This window comes from Methanocella paludicola SANAE (genome assembly GCF_000011005.1).
Taxonomy (GTDB): domain Archaea; phylum Halobacteriota; class Methanocellia; order Methanocellales; family Methanocellaceae; genus Methanocella; species Methanocella paludicola.
Map to the genome: position 1 here is coordinate 2431246 of NC_013665.1, position 17182 is coordinate 2448427.

Annotated in this window: 13 protein-coding genes and 1 riboswitch; of the genes, 10 read left to right on the top strand and 3 right to left on the bottom strand. The window is 54.3% G+C overall.

All coding sequences use genetic code 11. The annotated features are described in order from the left end of the window. The first annotated feature begins 119 nt into the window (after positions 1-119). A complete protein-coding gene (gene ilvD, locus MCP_RS12515) occupies positions 120-1835 on the top strand; it encodes a dihydroxy-acid dehydratase (protein ID WP_012901219.1) in 1716 nt (571 codons plus the stop codon). A gap of 47 nt (positions 1836-1882) precedes the next feature. On the opposite strand, the gene MCP_RS12520 is transcribed toward ilvD, so the two are convergent. Next, positions 1883-2701, bottom strand: a complete 819-nt coding sequence (locus tag MCP_RS12520) for a coenzyme F420-0:L-glutamate ligase (RefSeq protein WP_012901220.1) — start codon at positions 2699-2701, stop codon at positions 1883-1885. Positions 2702-2803: 102 nt separating this feature from the next. Further along, positions 2804-2883: riboswitch (Fluoride riboswitch) on the top strand. A gap of 66 nt (positions 2884-2949) precedes the next feature. Between MCP_RS12520 and MCP_RS12525 the strand changes: the two genes are divergently transcribed. The 5 genes from MCP_RS12525 to MCP_RS12545 all read left to right on the top strand — a co-directional run bounded on the left by MCP_RS12525 (position 2950) and on the right by MCP_RS12545 (position 8560). Beyond that, complete coding sequence (locus MCP_RS12525; protein WP_012901221.1) at positions 2950-3438, top strand: NUDIX hydrolase; 489 nt, start codon at positions 2950-2952, stop codon at positions 3436-3438. A gap of 19 nt (positions 3439-3457) precedes the next feature. Further along, the gene (locus MCP_RS12530) at positions 3458-4165 is read left to right on the top strand and encodes a hypothetical protein (protein WP_012901222.1); all 708 of its coding nucleotides are present in this window, start codon (positions 3458-3460) and stop codon (positions 4163-4165) included. Positions 4166-4228: 63 nt separating this feature from the next. Next, complete coding sequence (purT, locus tag MCP_RS12535) at positions 4229-5512, top strand: formate-dependent phosphoribosylglycinamide formyltransferase (RefSeq protein ID WP_012901223.1); 1284 nt, start codon at positions 4229-4231, stop codon at positions 5510-5512. A 17-nt stretch (positions 5513-5529) separates the two neighbouring features. Next, positions 5530-7086 carry a MutS-related protein gene (locus MCP_RS12540; protein WP_012901224.1) on the top strand — a complete coding sequence of 519 codons (1557 nt, stop codon included), beginning with the start codon at positions 5530-5532 and terminating at the stop codon, positions 7084-7086. Next, positions 7055-8560 (top strand): MutS-related protein, encoded by a 1506-nt coding sequence (locus tag MCP_RS12545; RefSeq protein ID WP_012901225.1) that lies wholly within the window; start codon positions 7055-7057, stop codon positions 8558-8560. The genes MCP_RS12540 and MCP_RS12545 overlap by 32 nt, the downstream gene beginning before the upstream one ends. Positions 8561-9032: 472 nt before the next feature. Here MCP_RS12545 and glnA read toward each other — a convergent pair whose 3' ends face one another. Next, a complete protein-coding gene (gene glnA, locus MCP_RS12550; protein WP_012901226.1) occupies positions 9033-10370 on the bottom strand; it encodes a type I glutamate--ammonia ligase in 1338 nt (445 codons plus the stop codon). Between the two features lie 180 nt (positions 10371-10550). On the opposite strand from glnA, the gene MCP_RS12555 reads away from it, so the two are divergent. The 4 genes from MCP_RS12555 to MCP_RS12570 all read left to right on the top strand — a co-directional run bounded on the left by MCP_RS12555 (position 10551) and on the right by MCP_RS12570 (position 15707). Beyond that, positions 10551-11648 (top strand): formate--phosphoribosylaminoimidazolecarboxamide ligase family protein, encoded by a 1098-nt coding sequence (locus MCP_RS12555; protein WP_012901227.1) that lies wholly within the window; start codon positions 10551-10553, stop codon positions 11646-11648. Further along, a complete protein-coding gene (locus MCP_RS12560) occupies positions 11645-12721 on the top strand; it encodes a formate--phosphoribosylaminoimidazolecarboxamide ligase (RefSeq protein ID WP_012901228.1) in 1077 nt (358 codons plus the stop codon). The genes MCP_RS12555 and MCP_RS12560 overlap by 4 nt, the downstream gene beginning before the upstream one ends. Before the next feature lie 99 nt (positions 12722-12820). After that, a complete protein-coding gene (locus tag MCP_RS12565) occupies positions 12821-14206 on the top strand; it encodes an NAD(P)/FAD-dependent oxidoreductase (protein ID WP_128567212.1) in 1386 nt (461 codons plus the stop codon). Positions 14207-14360: 154 nt separating this feature from the next. Further along, the gene (locus MCP_RS12570; protein WP_012901230.1) at positions 14361-15707 is read left to right on the top strand and encodes an NAD(P)/FAD-dependent oxidoreductase; all 1347 of its coding nucleotides are present in this window, start codon (positions 14361-14363) and stop codon (positions 15705-15707) included. Between the two features lie 452 nt (positions 15708-16159). Here the strand turns inward: MCP_RS12570 and MCP_RS12575 are convergent, their stop codons facing one another. Continuing rightward, a complete protein-coding gene (locus tag MCP_RS12575) occupies positions 16160-17155 on the bottom strand; it encodes a phosphotransferase (RefSeq protein ID WP_012901231.1) in 996 nt (331 codons plus the stop codon). Positions 17156-17182 lie beyond the last annotated feature (27 nt).

The following is a 17182-nucleotide window of genomic DNA, read 5'->3' on the forward strand; positions in this document are numbered from 1 at the left end:
GTCGTTAACACTCTCCGCCTTTATACGTCTTGCGCCACCGTATTATTTTCTGAATTTAAAATGGCGGGATGCGATAGATGTCAAATATAAAAATAAATCGCTAAATGTAATGTCTCATCATGAGAAGCCAGGATTTAAGAAAACAAAGCCCCGAGATCGACCCGCTAAAGCTCTCCATGGACTTCACGGTCGAAGACCTGGGGAAACCGCAGATACTCGTCGACGACGTCTGGGGCGACTCCATGCCCGGCAGCTATCACCTGATGCAATTATCGCAGATGGTATCCAATGGCGTATACTCCAGCGGCGGAAAGCCAGGCCTGTTCCACGTTACCGACGTGTGCGACGGCATCATCCAGGGCACGGAGGGCATGTACTATTCCCTGCTATCGAGGGAAATGATCTGCGACATGATCGAGGTCCACTGGAGGACGCAGCCGATGGACGGCATGGTGCTGGTGTCCAGCTGCGATAAGGCGGTCCCGGGCCAGCTCATGGCCGCCGCCAGGCTAAACGATGCCCCGGCGATCGTTGCGCTCGGGGGCACCCAGGCGCCGGGCCCCGGGATGTTCACGCTTGAACAGGTCGGTACGATATATGCACAACTCAGGCGGGGAGAGCTGGCAAAGGATGTTTTCACGTTCTTCCAGCAGAATGCGTGCCCCACCGAGGGGAGCTGCTCCTTCATGGGAACGGCGAACACCATGCAATCGATGTCGGAAGCCCTGGGCATGTCATTGCCAGGGTCGGCTGTGACGCCCGCATACCAGAAGGACGTCCGGGCCCTCGCGGAAATATCGGGGAAGCGCATCATGGGCATGCTGGAAGAGGGCGCCATGACCAGGGATATACTGACGAAGGACGCGTTCGAGAACGCGATCATGGTCCACGCGGCTATAGCGGGGTCGCTGAACGCCATCATGCACCTCGCCGCCATAGCCCATGAAACGGGAATAACGCTGCATCCAAAGCTATGGGATGAGCTTAACCGGGAAATCCCATACCTGCTCAACGTCCGGCCCAGCGGGAAGTACCCGGCGGTATTCTTCTGGTACGCGGGCGGAGTATACGGCATCATCTCGGAAATCAGGGAGTTCCTGCACCTCGATGCCATGACAGTGACCGGCAAGACCGTCGGCGAGAACCTGAAGGACATGGAGAATATGGACTACTTCACAAAAGTACGGCGATATCTTAAAAACTTTAAAGTAACTGCAGAGGACGTCATGGCACCGATCAACCGCCCTATCGGAAAAGGAGCCCTCGCTATTCTAAGCGGTAATCTTGCGCCCGGCCACGCGGCGATTAAATATTCCGCATTGCCCAGGGAGATGTTCCACCACGTCGGGCCGGCGGTGGTATTCGAGCAGGAAAAGGCGGCCTTCGACGCGGTAATAAACGGCGAAATCGAGCCGGGCTCCATGATCGTCCTGCGCTATGCCGGTCCTAAGGGGTTGGGGTTACCGGAGATGTTTTACCTAACGGAAGCGCTCGCATCGAAAAGGGAGCTGGACACGACGACGGCGCTCATTACGGACGGACGGTTCTCCGGTGCAAGCCGCGGGCCGTGCGTGGGATACCTGTGCCCGGAGGCCATGGACGGAGGGCCCATAGCAGTCGTGGAAGACGGCGACCTTATCGAGCTGGACGTACCGAACAGGGGCCTGAACATAGTGGGCGTACAATGTAAAAAAGAAGAGCCGGAAACCATCAACAAAATTATCGCCGATAGGCTTTCACAATGGAAGCCCCCGGAGAATAAGTACACCGGGGTGTTAAGATTATTTACTAAATTAGCGACACCTGCCATGGAAGGGGCGTATATGAAATATTAGCTGCCCATTATTTTGTTATAGCGAAGGTTGAAAAAGATATGACAAGTTTAGGAGTATATGTCCGGCGATGGTTCCCGGTATGAGACAATATCTTTTACCGGCGTTTTTTCATCCCTTGCTACTTTCTCCAGTAAGGCTTGCTTTACGAGGTCCGTGCCATCCGCCCGGAATGAAGGCTTGATCCCGTTATCGTCCTTCGTATACTGGTAGCCCCGGATGATCGCGATGGGGGTCCCCTCGTCGGCCTCGCCCATGAGCATGTTGGCGCAGGCGGCGACCTCGTCGGCGATGGCCTGGATGGTGATCTTGAGCTCGTGGCCGAACAGGTCCTTGTCGCCCCGCTTATCGTGGAGGGCGGAGATGCCGGCGCAGCCCACCGTGACGCCGATCTGGCCTTCGCGGAAGGAGCGGCCGTTCGTGTCGGTGATGATGACGGCCACGCGCTTACCGGTAAGCTCTAAGATGCGGTCACGGATCCTGCGGGCCGATGCGTCCGGGTTCTCGGGAAGCGATAAGATATGGCCGGATTCGGTGTTCGACCGGTCGGTACCGGCGTTTATGCATACGTTACCCCAGACGGTCTGGACAAGGAGCGGTCGCTTCATGAGGACCTTCGTACTGTTCGTGAGCACGTGCTGGATGAATCGGGGATCCTCGTTGTTCAGCCCGGCCAGTTCCACTGCCCTTTGCGTGGGCACGATACCGTCTAAAGAATACCGGCGGCCCTCCGCTTTGGATACGATGGTGTGCGCGAAAACAACTATATCGTCGTCCTCTATCTTCGCCAGGCTTGCCACGATGGCCCCGAGGTCATCGCCCTTCTGTATCATGGGAACGCCGTCCACGGTGAATGCTGTGATTTTCAACGATAAGGCCTCCGAATTAATCCTATAAGGCCCCGAAAAGGCATAAACATTGTGCGTAATCGGCACTAAAGGATAAAACGTATAAATGATGATGGACAATACTCCCATACTGGTGATGAAGCTCACCGTGCTCTTATGCAGAACCGCCGCAAGGCAATGCGACTAATAGCTTCTCCAGACATTGAGGCGCATTGTCGATGGCGGACATTCGGCCCATATGGCAATGCGCGATGTTGCGAGTTGGTCCTATGGCAGACAGGTTTGTCGTATATTGCTGTGGCCTGGTCTTTGACGACGGTAGGCTATTGATCGTAAAGCATAAAAAGTCGCAGTGGGGTAACCGGTGGGCGCTGCCGGGAGGCCGGCTGCGGCCGGGGGAAAGGTTCCAGCACTGTGTCGAAACGATGGTCGAAAGGGAGACATCATGCTCGGTGAAAGCCGTCAGGCAGATAACGACGTCGATGTCCTATCACGACAGCTCGATACTGGACAGGCACGCAGTACTCATTTTCTACCTCTGTAAATACATGTATGGCGAGCCCCGTGCCGGAGACGGGATCGAAGCGGCGATATGGGCGGACGAGGAGCTTTTTACGGGCCTCGCCAGGGACCTGGACATGCCCTACCAGTTCATCGAAGCGGTCTCGGCGCTTTGCATTAATGCCACGTCATTCCGGGAATTATCGTTCGACTTCAAAAAGCCCGAATCGATCTTCAGGGGCATGATCCTTGATTGAGGGGCAGGGGTGAGAGAGAATGGATAATAAGAAAAAAATCATAGACAGTCCATGGACCAAAGCCCGGATGAAAGGTCCGCTCTCGAAATACGTGAATGAACTGGAAAAAGATTCCGTGGATAGCATTATTGAGCTGCCCGTGTCGAAGGTCTATTACTCAGACATAATCAGGCTGTTCGGACTATTCGACCTTCACTTTAAGGCTTTTAAGGCTGAGATCGATACCTATAAAGACGCTTACTTATTCGACGAGACTAATTATACACGGATCGATGGCGTCGATAAAAGTGAAGACGTGGATGCCCTGTTCCTCGCCTATTACGGCGAATCGCCCGACCCCCGGGTATTTTTAATGCTAACCCCCGTCAATGCGGCCATTTGTATCAATGATAAGTATGGCATACCCTACGGCTTTTATGAAGACGCATACCGGCTATTATCGAAAAATAGGAGACTTCTCGACCGGTTTTTCCGTTTGAATATCGATTATGTTATTATCATCGCCGTCATCGCGATCATCGTGGCAGCATTGCTGGGCGCCGGGCAGATACTATTGGTTTCTATAACGGTCGTATCTTCCCTGATCATCGCAACATTGTATGCGGTCGCTTACTATGCGAAAAGAAGATACTACCGGGTATATTTATGCGAAGCACCGGTCAAGAAAGGCCCAATTGGTTCGGCCGTGGCAAAAATGCTGGAGGCGTTACATATTGTATTCAATTAAATGCTTATACTGTAATTTTATATTTATCGATCGTATACGAAATAGACTATTGAGGTCCTTGTTATGAGTTTGAAGTCGAGGAAGATTCTGGGCACGCCCTGTGCGAACGGGGCGAAGCTGCTGTTTCTGGGAGCGGGAGAGCTTGGTAAGGAGACGATGATCGAGGCCCAGCGAATGGGCATCGAGGTCGTGGCGGTGGACAGGTACGCCAACTCGCCGGGCATGCAGGTGGCACACCGTTCATATCCGATCAACATGAAGAGCGAGCGGGCGCTGATGGCCATCGTGGCGAGGGAGAGGCCGGACGCCATCATCCCCGAGATCGAGGCCATCAACATCGACACGCTCTTCAAACTGGAGAAGGAGGGCTACTTCGTGGCGCCGTGCGCCAAGGCGGTGTGGACCGCCATGCACCGGGAGCGCCTCAGGGAGGCCATCGCCTCGACCGGGGCCCGTACCTCGAAGTACGAGTACGCCACCGACCTGGAGAGCTTCAGGAAGGCCTGCGACAAGATCGGGTTCCCCTGTGTTTCGAAGCCCATCCAGTCGTCCAGCGGCAAAGGCTCATACTTATTGAAGAGCAAGAAGGACGTCGAGAAGGCCTTCAAGGAGGCCGAGAAGGCCCGGGGCTCGGCGGCCAAGATAATCGTCGAGGAGTTCATCGACTTCGACGTGGAGATCACCGAACTGTCGGTAAAGTACGTGAACGAGAAGGGCAGGGACGAGAGCAAGTTCGTCCGGCCGCTCGGCCACTACCAGATCGAGGGCGACTACCACTCCTCGTGGCACCCCTGGATCGAGGACGGCGACGAGAAGATGGTTAAAAAGATCGAGAAGCAAATATACGATTACTCGCAGCGCATCATGGACAACCTGGGCGGTTATGGGTTGTATGCTCACGAGATGTTCATCGACCTGAAGAATGGCAAGGTGTACGCCAACGAGACGGCGTGCAGGCCGCACGACACGGGCCTGGTGACCATGGCCTCGATGCCGCTGGGATATTCGCAGTTCGCGCTGCACGCGAAGGCTGTTCTGGGCATTCCCATCCAGTGGCATGACAGGGTCATCGAGCCCCGGAGCAGCGCGGCGTCCCACGTCATCATCTCCCACACCGAGGGCTGGTACCCGCAGTATAACGTAACGGGCGCCTACGACGACGACACGAACGTCCTCATCTTCGGCAAGCCCGAAACGTATGCGGAACGCCGGATGGGCGTGGTGCTCTCGTGCGGGAAGACCGTAGAGCAGGCCCGCCGCAAGGCCCAGGCCAGCGCCCACAAAGTGAAGATCGACGCCGGCCAAGGATGGAAAGGACAAGAGATAACCGAAAAGCACTATCATTAAAAATTGAAGTAATTTCGATGACTTTCCACAGCATCCTGTCAGAACGGGCGGATATAGCGATCGAGAAACCGGGAATGCCCTCGTTTTTCGTGGACCTGAATCTGGATCAGGTCATAGACGCGATTACGTCTGGAAAACAGGACTATGACCTGAAACCATTTTTTTACTCTGCATTGGCCGATATAGGTAGCATTGTATATCGCCAGGAAATATTCGAGGACCTGGAAAACTTAGACCTTCTCAATAGTGTCGATACGTTCGCCGACAATATGTGCACGATGCGAGACCACCTTGCTCAGGCGAAGAAGCTTAGTTATCGGTATCAAAAAGAAAGCTGGTTCTTGGATGCTGTGATCGTCTATTGTCATGCCGTGAAAGAGCTGACGCGCGAACTTAGCCGGATCGACTTACGTTCACGTGGATTTTGCTCATTTCGTGATTTTTTGACCGTCTACTCCCGGTCAGACCGATTCACGTCACTCCTGGAAGAAGCAAAACAAATTATGGCCGAACTATCCACCATAAAATATTCCATGATCATAAAAGACGGCACGATCAAAGTCCGCAACTATGAGTCGGAATCGGACTACAGCGCGGACGTCGAGCAGACCTTTGAAAAATTCAAGCAGGGCGCCGTGAAAGATTACCGGTCGAACCTGCCCGAATACGTCGAGATGAACCATGTCGAGGCAAAAGTGCTCGAATTCATCGGCCTTCTGAATCCCGAGACCTTTACGAGGCTTAACGATTATTATGCAAAGAATCAGGACTATTTGGATAAAACTATAAGCGGTTTTGACCGGGAGGTCCAATTTTACATTTCCTATATCGATCACATCGGAAAATTCAGCGATATCGGATTGCAGTTCTGCTATCCACAAATATCTAACCCGGGGAAGGATGTTTACAGCCATGAGGGATTCGACCTTGCCCTGGCTAATAGATTAATAGATAAAAAATCCCCTATCATTTGTAATGATTTTTATCTGGAGGGGAAGGAGCGAATTATCGTAGTCTCCGGCCCCAACCAGGGCGGAAAAACGACTTTCGCACGCACCTTTGGCCAGCTACACTATCTGGCCAGTTTAGGGTGCCCTGTCCCTGGCAGAGAGGCACGGCTCTTTATATGTGACCGCATCTTTACGCATTTCGAAAAGAGCGAAAACATTAAGGATCTCCGTGGAAAGCTGCAGGACGACCTCGTCAGGGTCATCGAGATCTTGAATAAGGCGACGCCCGGCAGTATTATCATATTGAACGAGATATTCACGTCCACGACCTTAAGCGACGCGGTCTTCTTAAGTAAAAAAGTGATGGAGAAGATAGAGGCGCTCGACTCGTTATGCGTTTGCGTTACATTTATCGATGAGTTGTCCGCTTTTAGCGAGAAGACCGTCAGCATGGTCAGCATGGTCGTCCCGGAAAATCCGACGTTAAGGACATTCAAGGTCATAAGGAAGCCGGCGGATGGCCTTTCCTATGCGATATCCATTTCCGAGAAGTATCGCCTTACGTACAAATTTTTAAAGGAGCGCCTGGATCATGAAAGCGTTTCTCATGCACAAAGACCGTGATTTTGATATGGGACAGCACATGCCCTGGAACGAGCTATCGCTGATCCAGGACCTGGAATTGGGCACGCTATTCATGGCCATGGCCCGGGATGACGAATTCTTATCCGGCGTGGCGAAGAAAGCCGTCTTAACCGGCATCCATAATAGCCCCGATGCCATCCTCTATCGCCAGGCCGTGCTTAAAGATTGCCTGGAGAATCCATCGGTCGTCAGGAATATTTACGATATTGCGCTGGATGCCATCGAAGGCGAGAAAAAGATTTACTGGGGATTTTTAAGCAGGTACCCGGCCGCGGTCTTAGGTCGTTCGCTGGATGTGCTGGAGATATTCGTCAATAGGCTAAAAAAATTAAGGAAGATCGCCGACGAATACGCGGAACAATTTGTGTCGGACGGATTTGTTACTCTTTTTACGATGCTAAAAAGAGAGCTGAGCGATGAATATTTTGCCGAGGTCGAGGGCCATCTTAAGATGCTGAAGTTCCGTGAGGGGGTCCTGATCAGTGCGGAGCTCGGGAAAGGCAATAAAGGCACCCGCTATGTCCTTCGCCGGCCGCATAACATTAAACAGGGCTGGCTGGAGCGGGTCTTTAGCAAGAAGGCTCCCCTTTATTCTTATACCATCCCCGAGAGGGATGAGGCGGGCGCACGGGCTTTATCTGACCTAAGGGACCGGGGGATCAACAACGTGGCGAATGCGCTCGCCCAATCCTGCGATCATATCCTGAGCTTCTTCAACATGCTGCGGACAGAATTAGCATTCTATATCGGTTGTTTAAATTTACACGAGCAGCTTTCTCAAATGGGAGAACCGGTGTGTTTCCCGATACCAGTAGAAGCTGAAAAACGTAAGCATTCATGCAAAGGGATATATGATGTCTGTCTGGCATTGACCATGAAACAAAAAGTGGTTGGCAATGAGCTCAACGCGGACGATAAGGACCTCGTCATGATCACAGGCGCTAATCAGGGAGGCAAATCGACCTTTTTACGCAGCATAGGACTGGCCCAGCTTATGATGCAAAGCGGCATGTTCGTGCCGGCCGAGTATTTCAGTGCCAACGTGTGCGATAATATTTTCACGCATTACAAGCGGGAAGAAGATGTCACGATGAGCAGCGGGAAACTGGACGAGGAACTCAGCCGGATGAACGATATCGTTAACCATATCTCCCCTAAATCAATATTGTTATTTAACGAATCCTTCGCCGCGACGAACGAAAGGGAAGGTTCGGAAATTGCCGGTCAGATCACGGCTGCCCTTGTCGAGGGACATATCAAGGTCTTCTTTGTGTCGCACCTGTATAGTTTCGCACACTCGCTTTATGATAAGCAATTACAAAACGCGGTCTTTCTGAGAGCTGTCAGGCAAAGCGATGGTAAGAGGACGTACCGGTTGGTCGAAGGCGAGCCGCTACAAACGAGCTACGGTCAGGATCTGTATAGCAGGATTGTCCAAACGAACACAACGTGATTTTCAAAATTTAAAAAAGGTTCTTGTGCGTTTTTGGGATGATATATTGCTTTGGCTGATGCCTTCGCTCGTTTTTATGTTATGCCGTCGTTGAGTGGTCCAACCACAGGGGCACGGAGAGCGCTGAGTTTCACGGAGTTTTCTTATAAAGGGAGACCCAGAGGGCACAGGGGACGGGTTTATAACTTTCCCGGGGCACGGAGTTGAAAGAGGCACTGCCGAGGATAAACCGCATTATTGTTTATTGGTCAACCGGGCCTCAATAAACTCTGTGCCCCAGGAAAGCCAATAAACCAGGCTCTGAGCTCTCTGAGTCTCAAATTATTAAAAAATAACTCTGTGTAACTCCCGTGCGCTCCGTGCCCCTGTGGTTGGACCACTCAACGACGGCATAACTAGAAAAGGATAAAAAAACATTCATCCCAAAACCGCGGAAGAGTCTTAAAAAAAGTGGCTATCTATATGATCGCCACTAGTAAATACCAAGGTAGCGGTCGACTTCCCACTGGTGTACCTGGGTGCGGTACTCGTCCCACTCGATGCGCTTGGCGGTCATGAAGTTCTCGTAGACGTGGGGGCCCAGGGCGCTCCTGACCACGTCATCGGCCTCCAGCTCGTCCAGCGCCTCGCTCAGGCTCGCGGGCAGGCTCTTGATGTTCAAATCCTTCTTCTGTTTTCCCGTGAGATGATAAATATTCAAATTTACAGGGTCTCCCGGGTCGGTCTTCTTCTTGATCCCGTCCAATCCGGCCTTGAGCATCACGGCCAAGGCCAGGTACGGGTTGCAGGCCGGGTCCGGGTTCCTGAGCTCGGCCCTGGTGCCCATGCCACGGCGGGCCGGTATGCGCACTAACGGAGAGCGATTCTTCTCCGACCACGCGATGTACACGGGCGCCTCGTAGCCCGGCACGAGCCGCTTATAAGAGTTCACGATCGGGTTCGTGATGGCTGAATACCCCCTCGCGTGGCCGAGCAGGCCGCCGATGTAGTATAAAGCCGTCTTGCTCAGCTGGTACTTCGCGTTCTCATCATAAAAAGCATTCTGATTCTTACCTTTAATGAACAGTGACTGGTGGGTGTGCATCCCCGACCCGGCCTTGCCGAACAAAGGCTTTGGCATGAAGGTGGCGTGCAGGCCGTACTGCATGGCGATCTTCCGCACCACGAACTTGAACGTCACCACGTTATCCGCCGTGGTCAGAGCAGGAGCGTACTTGAAACCGATCTCGTGCTGGCCCTCGCCCACCTCGTGGTGCGACATCTCGATATCGAAGCCCATCCCCATTAATGAAGTGACTATCGCCCGCCGGACCTCGTCGCCCAGGTCCACGGGAGACAGGTCGAAGTATCCGCCGTAGTCACGGGAATCCGTAGTAGGCATGTCGTTCTCGTCTCGCTCGAACAAGTAGAATTCGGCCTCGGGGCCGGCGTTCATGCTGAACCCCATCTTCTCGGCCTCCTTGATGACCTTCTTAAGCACGTTCCTGGGGCAGCCCTCGAACGGCTTGCCATCCGGATTGTACACGTCGCAGATGAGCCGCGCGACGTTGCCGTACTCGCTCTGCCAGGGAATGAGAGAAAAGGTGTTCATGTCCGGCTTGAGGTACATGTCCGACTCCTCGATGCGGACGAACCCCTCGATGGACGAACCGTCGAACATGACATCACCATCCAGAGCCTTCTCGAGCTGGCTGGCGGGGATGGCCACGTTCTTCGTGGTCCCGAACACGTCGGTGAACTGTAACTTGATGAACTTGACATCGAGGTCCTCAGCCCTCTTCAGTATGGACTCTTTGGTGACTTTGCTCATGTAAGAAGAATAAGGACCCGGGATACATATAAAATTATCCTGAGAAGCGCTTTCGACCGACTCCAGAGTAATATCGCTCTCGGATAAGGACCGCCATCATATTATGTGACCGCAAATTATTTTTACACCACGCGACGAGCGCTATTAATCAGTAAATATACACTATACAGGCGAGGAGAAATGACGACCGATAGTATTAAGAAAATGGTAAGAGAATTCAAGCCAAAAAAAGTGAGAATAGGCATATTGGGCTCACACTCTGCCCTGGAGATCGCCTCGGGCGCAAAGCAGGAAAAGCTCGAGACCGTGGTGATCTGCGAGAAAGGCAGAGAAAAGACGTATGCAAAGTATTACAAAAATCTCTTCGACCACATCATCGTCCTCGATAAGTTCGCGGACATCATTAAAGAACCAAACCTGAAAAAGCTGAGCGCCCTCAACACGATATTCGTGCCCAGCCGCTCCTTCTCCGTGTATACCGGTTACGAGAACATCGAGCAAAAGTTCACGGTGCCCCTCATGGGCAACCGGTCCATGCTCAGGACCGAGGAGCGCAACACGCCTAAGAATCAGCACTACCTGCTCAAGAAAGCGGGGATACTGACGCCTAAGATCTTCAAATCGCCCGACGAGATAGACCGCCTGTCGATCGTCAAGGTAACCGAAAAAGGGCGGCCGCTGGAGCGGGCCTTTTTCTACGTCGCATCGCCTGAGGAATACGAAAAGAAATCTAAAGAGCGCATACGAAAGGGCATCGTCAGCGCAGAGATGCTGAAGAGCTCGATCATCGAGGAGTACGTGATCGGCGCGAAGTTCAACGCCAACTTTTTCTGGTCGCCCCTGACCGACGAGATAGACCTGCTCGGCTTCGACCGGCGTATACAGACAGACCTGGACGGAGTGCTTGACCTGCCCGCCGCCGAGCAGCTCGAGCTTAATATCCCCACGCAGAACATCGAGATCGGCCACATGGGCGCGACCATGCGGGAAAGCCAGCTCGAGATGATGTTCGACGCCGCGGAGCGCTTCGTGAAGACCTGCAAAAAGGAGTACCCGCCCGGAATGATAGGCCTCTTCGCCTTACAGGGCGCCGTGACCAGGGACCTGAAATTTTACGTCTTCGACGTAAGCCCCCGTATCCCGGGCTGCCCGTGCGTCGAGCCTACTTCGCCCTACATGAAGTACAAGTACGGAATGGAAGTCGGCCCCGGAAGGCGTGTTGCCATGGAAATAAAGCGCGCGATGAAAGAGGACAGGCTTTCTGATGTGCTAACATGAGCGATGTGAGCGGCATACTGGATAATTATGACCTGAAAAATATAGCCATAGGCACGCTCGGCTCCCACACCGCGCTCAACATCTTCAAAGGCGCAAAAGAGGAAGGCTTCAGGACGGTATGCGTCTGCAGGGAAAAAGATGCGATACTGTACCGGAAATTCGGTGTCGTGGACGATATGATCATTGTCCGGGACTTTAGCGAGCTGATGACCGGGCATATACAGGAAAAGCTACGGCGTCTCAACGTTATCCTTATACCCCACGGCTCGTTCACGGCTTTCCTGAGCACGGAAGACCTGACCGGCAGCCTCCGAGTGCCCATGTTCGGGAACAGGGAGCTGCTCCATTTAGAGGCCGACCGGAAAGAGCAGAGAGAATGGCTGCGGAAGGCGGGGCTCAGGCTTCCCGGCACCATTAAGTCGCCAGAGGATATCGACAGGCTCGTTATCGCGAAGCTGCCTGGCGCAAAGGGCGGAAGAGGATATTTCCTTGCGGCGTCGCCGGAAGGGTTCCATAGAAAGTTCAGCGACATGGTCAGGCGCGGGCTCCTGAAAGAGGAAGACAAGGAGAATATCCACCTGCAGGAGTACCTGATGGGCGTGAACGTCTATCCCAGCTATTTCTCCTCGATCATCAAGAACGACGTGGAATTCTTAGCTATCGACAGGCGCTACGAATCCGCCGTCGACGCGATAGGCAGGATCCCCGCGGGCGAGCAGCTCGAGATACGGGCGAACCCGACCTATACGATCGTGGGCAACTTCCCCATCGTTATAAGGGAGTCGCTGCTTCCGGAGCTGATCAGGATGGGCGAAAATGTCCATGAGACGGCGAAGAGGCTGGCGCCGCCGGGAATAATCGGGCCTTTCTGCCTGGAGACGGTAGTGACGGACGACCTCAATATCCACACGTTCGAGATCTCCGCGCGCATCGTGGCGGGAACTAACGCCGGCATCGGCACTTCTCCATATGCCTATCTGAAGTATGGAGAGAACATGTACATGGGGAGACGTATCGCCCTCGAAATAAGGGAAGCCCTTGAACAGGGCAGGCTCCATGAGATCCTGACATAAAGTTTTTTTAGCGGTGTGCGGCGGACGCCGCTTCTTTGCCTTTAGAGAAATTATAAATATTGCATCCCGCCTACTCCCCTATGAGTAAGAGTGATAAGGATGAAACGAGGTGCGGGTAGCAGGAAAAAAGTCATCATCGTGGGAGCGGGCCCCGGCGGCCTTATGGCGGCCAGGGAACTGGCAGAATACGCGGACGTCACGATCATCGAGAAGGGCAAGGACATAAGCAAACGCACCTGCCAGGTCTTGAAGGGCAAGGACTGTATCTATTGTAATGTGTGCAACGTGACCGCGGGCATTGGCGGCGCCGGCGGCATGTCGGACGGCAAGCTCAACCTCAACCCGCTCATCGGGGGCGACCTGATCGACTTTCTCGGCATGGGCCGGACCCAGGACTTGTTCGACATGGTTGACGCCTATTTCGTAGAGCATGGGGCTCCCGACGAAGCGCCCCACGTGCCCTCGGCCGGGCTGGAGCAGTCCGCGGCCGCCAACGGCATCGAGTTCATCCCCATCAAACAAAAACACATAGGCAGCGACATGCTGCCGAAAGTCATCGGCTCCATGAAAAAGGACCTCGAGAACCGGGGCGTCAAGTTCATGCTGAATACGACGGTGGAGAGCCTTACGGCGAGGAATAAGAAGGCCACCGGGGTCATTGCTAATGGTAATCAGCTCTTGGCGGATTTCGTTCTTCTGGCGCCCGGCCGGTCGGGAAGTACCTGGCTCGGGGAGCAGATGAAAAAGTACGACGTGCCCATCAAGTACATGCCCATCGACGTCGGCGTCAGGGTCGAAGTCCCCGCAGTCGTATACGACGAAGCGGTAAAGACGAACTGGGACCCCAAGTTCCGCATGCGCACGCCCACCTACGACGACCTTGTCCGTACCTTTTGTACGTGCCCGTACGGCTTCGTCGTGCAGGACACCTACGAATCCGGCGTCGGCGCCAACGGCCATTCCCAGCGCAACTGCCGCTCGAACAACACGAACTTTGCCTTTTTATCGAAGATCGCGCTTACCGAGCCCCTGGAGAACACGAACGAGTACGGGAGCACCATCGCCGAGCAGGCGAAGACCATCGGGGGCGGCAAGCCGCTCCTACAACGCCTGGGCGACCTCAAGAAGGGCCGGCGGTCCACCTGGGAACGCCTCAAGCGGAGCTACGTGGAGCCCACGCTCAGGTTCGTAACGCCAGGCGACATATCAATGGCTTTGCCACACCGCGTCGTAACAGACCTGATCGAAGGCCTGGACATGCTTGACCGCGTGGTACCGGGCGTGGCCTCTGATGCGACGCTGCTCTATGCCCCTGAGATCAAGTTCGCGGCGGTCAGGCCCGAGACGAGGGACCACTTCGAGACCGCGGTCATCGACAACCTCTACGTCTGCGGCGACGGCGCAGGCGTCACCAGAGGCATCGTGCCCGCAGCGGCCATGGGCATAGAATGCGCCGAAGGCATCATCGAAAAAATAGAAAAATAAGTTCCATCTCTTTTTTACCGTGGAATTGTACTACCAGGCCAGTTAGCCCGGGCTATGTCGTATGGCCTGTAGAAATCATTAATATAGACCCCTGTGAATTCCTTATGGAAGGCTGGTAAGGACGAAGTCAGGGAGCAGAAAAAAGGTCATCATCGTGGGCGCAGGCCCCGGCGGCCTGATGGCGGCCAGGGAACTGGCAGAATGCGCGAACGTCACCATCGTCGATAAGGGCAAGGACATAGGCAAACGCACGTGCGAGGTCATGAAGGGCAAGGACTGCATATCCTGTAGCATATGTAACGTGACCGCGGGCGTGGGCGGCGCCAGCGGCATGTCGGACGGCAAGCTCAACCTCAGCCCGCTCATCGGGGGCGACCTCGTAGACTTTCTTGGCGTGCAAAGGACACAGAGGCTCGTCGACATGGTTGACGCCTATTTCGTAGAGCATGGAGCGCCTGATGAAGCCCCTCACATCCCCTCGACGAGCCTGCAGCAGTCCGCGGCCGCCAACGGCATCGAGTTCATCCCCATCAAACAAAAACACATAGGCAGCGACATGCTGCCGAAAGTCATCGGCTCCATGAAAAAGGACCTTGAAAAGAGAGGGGTCAAGTTCATGCTGAATACTGATGTGGACAGCATCACCGCCCGTAACGACCGGGTCACCGGGGTCATTGCTAATGGTAATCAGCTCTTGGCGGATTTCGTTCTTCTGGCGCCCGGCCGGTCGGGAAGTACCTGGCTCGGGGAGCAGATGAAAAAGTACGACGTGCCCATCAAGTACATGCCCATCGACGTCGGCGTCAGGGTCGAAGTCCCCGCAGTCGTATACGACGAAGCGGTAAAGACGAACTGGGACCCCAAGTTCCTGATGTATACGCCCACCTACGACGATCGCGTGCGGACTTTTGGCACTTGCCCCCACGGGTTCGTCGTGCAGGACACCTACGAATCCGGCGTCGGCGCTATTGGCCATTCCCAGCGCAACTGCCGCTCGAACAACACGAATTTCGCTTTTCTCACAAAGATAGGGCTTACCGAGCCATTAGAGAATACGAACGAGTACGGTAACACGATCGCTGAGCAGGCGAAGACCATCGGGGGCGGCAAGCCGCTCCTGCAGCGTTTAGGGGATTTGAAGAAGGGCCGGCGGTCCACCTGGGAACGCCTCAAGCGGAGCTACGTGGAGCCCACGCTCAGATTCGTAACGCCAGGCGACATATCAATGGCTTTGCCACACCGCGTCGTCACCGACATCCTGGAGGGCCTTAACATGCTTGACCGGGTCATACCTGGTGTTGCGGCGGACTCTACGCTGCTCTATGCCCCTGAGATCAAGTTCGCGGCGGTCAGGCCCGAGACGAGGGACCACTTCGAGACCGCGGTCATCGACAACCTCTACGTCTGCGGCGACGGCGCAGGCGTCACCAGAGGCATCGTGCCCGCAGCGGCCATGGGCATAGAATGCGCCGAAGGCATCATCGAAAAAATAGAAAAATGACTCATCCTCGGTTTTGGGGTAAACATTTTCTATCCTTTTCCCGTTATGCCGTCGTTGAGTGTCCTTTTCGCTGATGCGAATTCGAGCAACCACAGGGGCGCAGAGCGCACGGGAGTTTCACAGAGTTTTTCTTAATAATTTGAGACTCAGAGGGCACGGAGCCCGGTTTATTGACTTACCCGGGGCACAGAGATTATAGAGGCAGGGTTGACCAATAAACAACTATCTGGTTTATCCTCGGCAGTGCCTCGTTAAACTCAGTGCCTCAGGTAAGTATAAACCCGTCCTCCGTGCGCTCTGAGCCTCCATCTATAAAAAACTCCGTGAAACCCTGCGCTCTCCGTGCCTCTGTGGTTGGACCACTCCGAGACAGCATAGCGGAAAAACGAGTAGGGGCATTGGCTAAAGAAATTTATCATCCCAAAAATGCATAAGAACCAGAAAAATAAGCCTCATGACGCCGCTTCAGGCAAAGGCGCCAGATCCTCCGGGCCCAGCATGTCTACGATAGCATCGACCTTATCCTCGGGCAGGTCAAGGTCCACCTTGTTCAGCGCGATGCCGATGAGACCGCATGACCGCCTCAGCTCTTCCCCGGAATGATATTTCAGCGCCAGCTCCACGACCTTCGGGACGGGCACTTTCTGGGCGAGAGCACATATCGCGCAAATAAGATCGAAATCCTGGGCCTTCTGCATGTCTGCCTCCTGTATCTTAAGGCAGTCTACGACGACCAGGCAGCGCCCGTCGAATAAAAAGTTATCCAGCTTCACATCGCCGTGGAACACTCCCTTTTCGTGCATTGTCTTCAGCGTCGCGAAGACCTGCTCGACGATGCCTTCAGACAGCTCCACCTTAGATAGGGGCTTTCCCTCGACGAACTCCATGACGAGCATGTAGTCCCCGTCGTTAAGCCTGTGCACCCCGAATACTTCGGGCACCGCAACGCCCTGGTCTTTTAGCCGCATGAGGCTGTCCCGCTCGTACTCCACCATGTCCTTCGCGTCGGCGTGCTCGTCGAAGGTCAACCCGGCGCCGCTGGCCATGGCCCCCAGGTTCCTCATGAGCGTCATGTACCGGTGCTTCAGGACGCTGGCATCGTCGATGATCTTGCCCATGTACTTCCGCTCGTTTTTATCCCGGCCGATGCCCGTTACGATGACGGGGATGGACATCCAGTACGAGCCTCCGGCCAGCTCCATCCGGATCTTTTTCAGCTTATACTTTCGCCGGAACAGGTGGCTGACCTGGGCCTTCCTCACGACGGTCAGGCTATCCCGGGACGCGTCGTGGACGACGCCCGACATCAGGCGCCTGAAGTTGAGGTAGAAAATACCATCGACAGCCCTTAATATGACATAGCCTGCGCCCACCAGTAGAACGATCAGCCAGACCATGAACCGGTTATATAGCAGCGTATAGGCAAGTCCCTTTGAGCGCTTCAACATACGGTACCCGGGGTAGTATTAGCATGG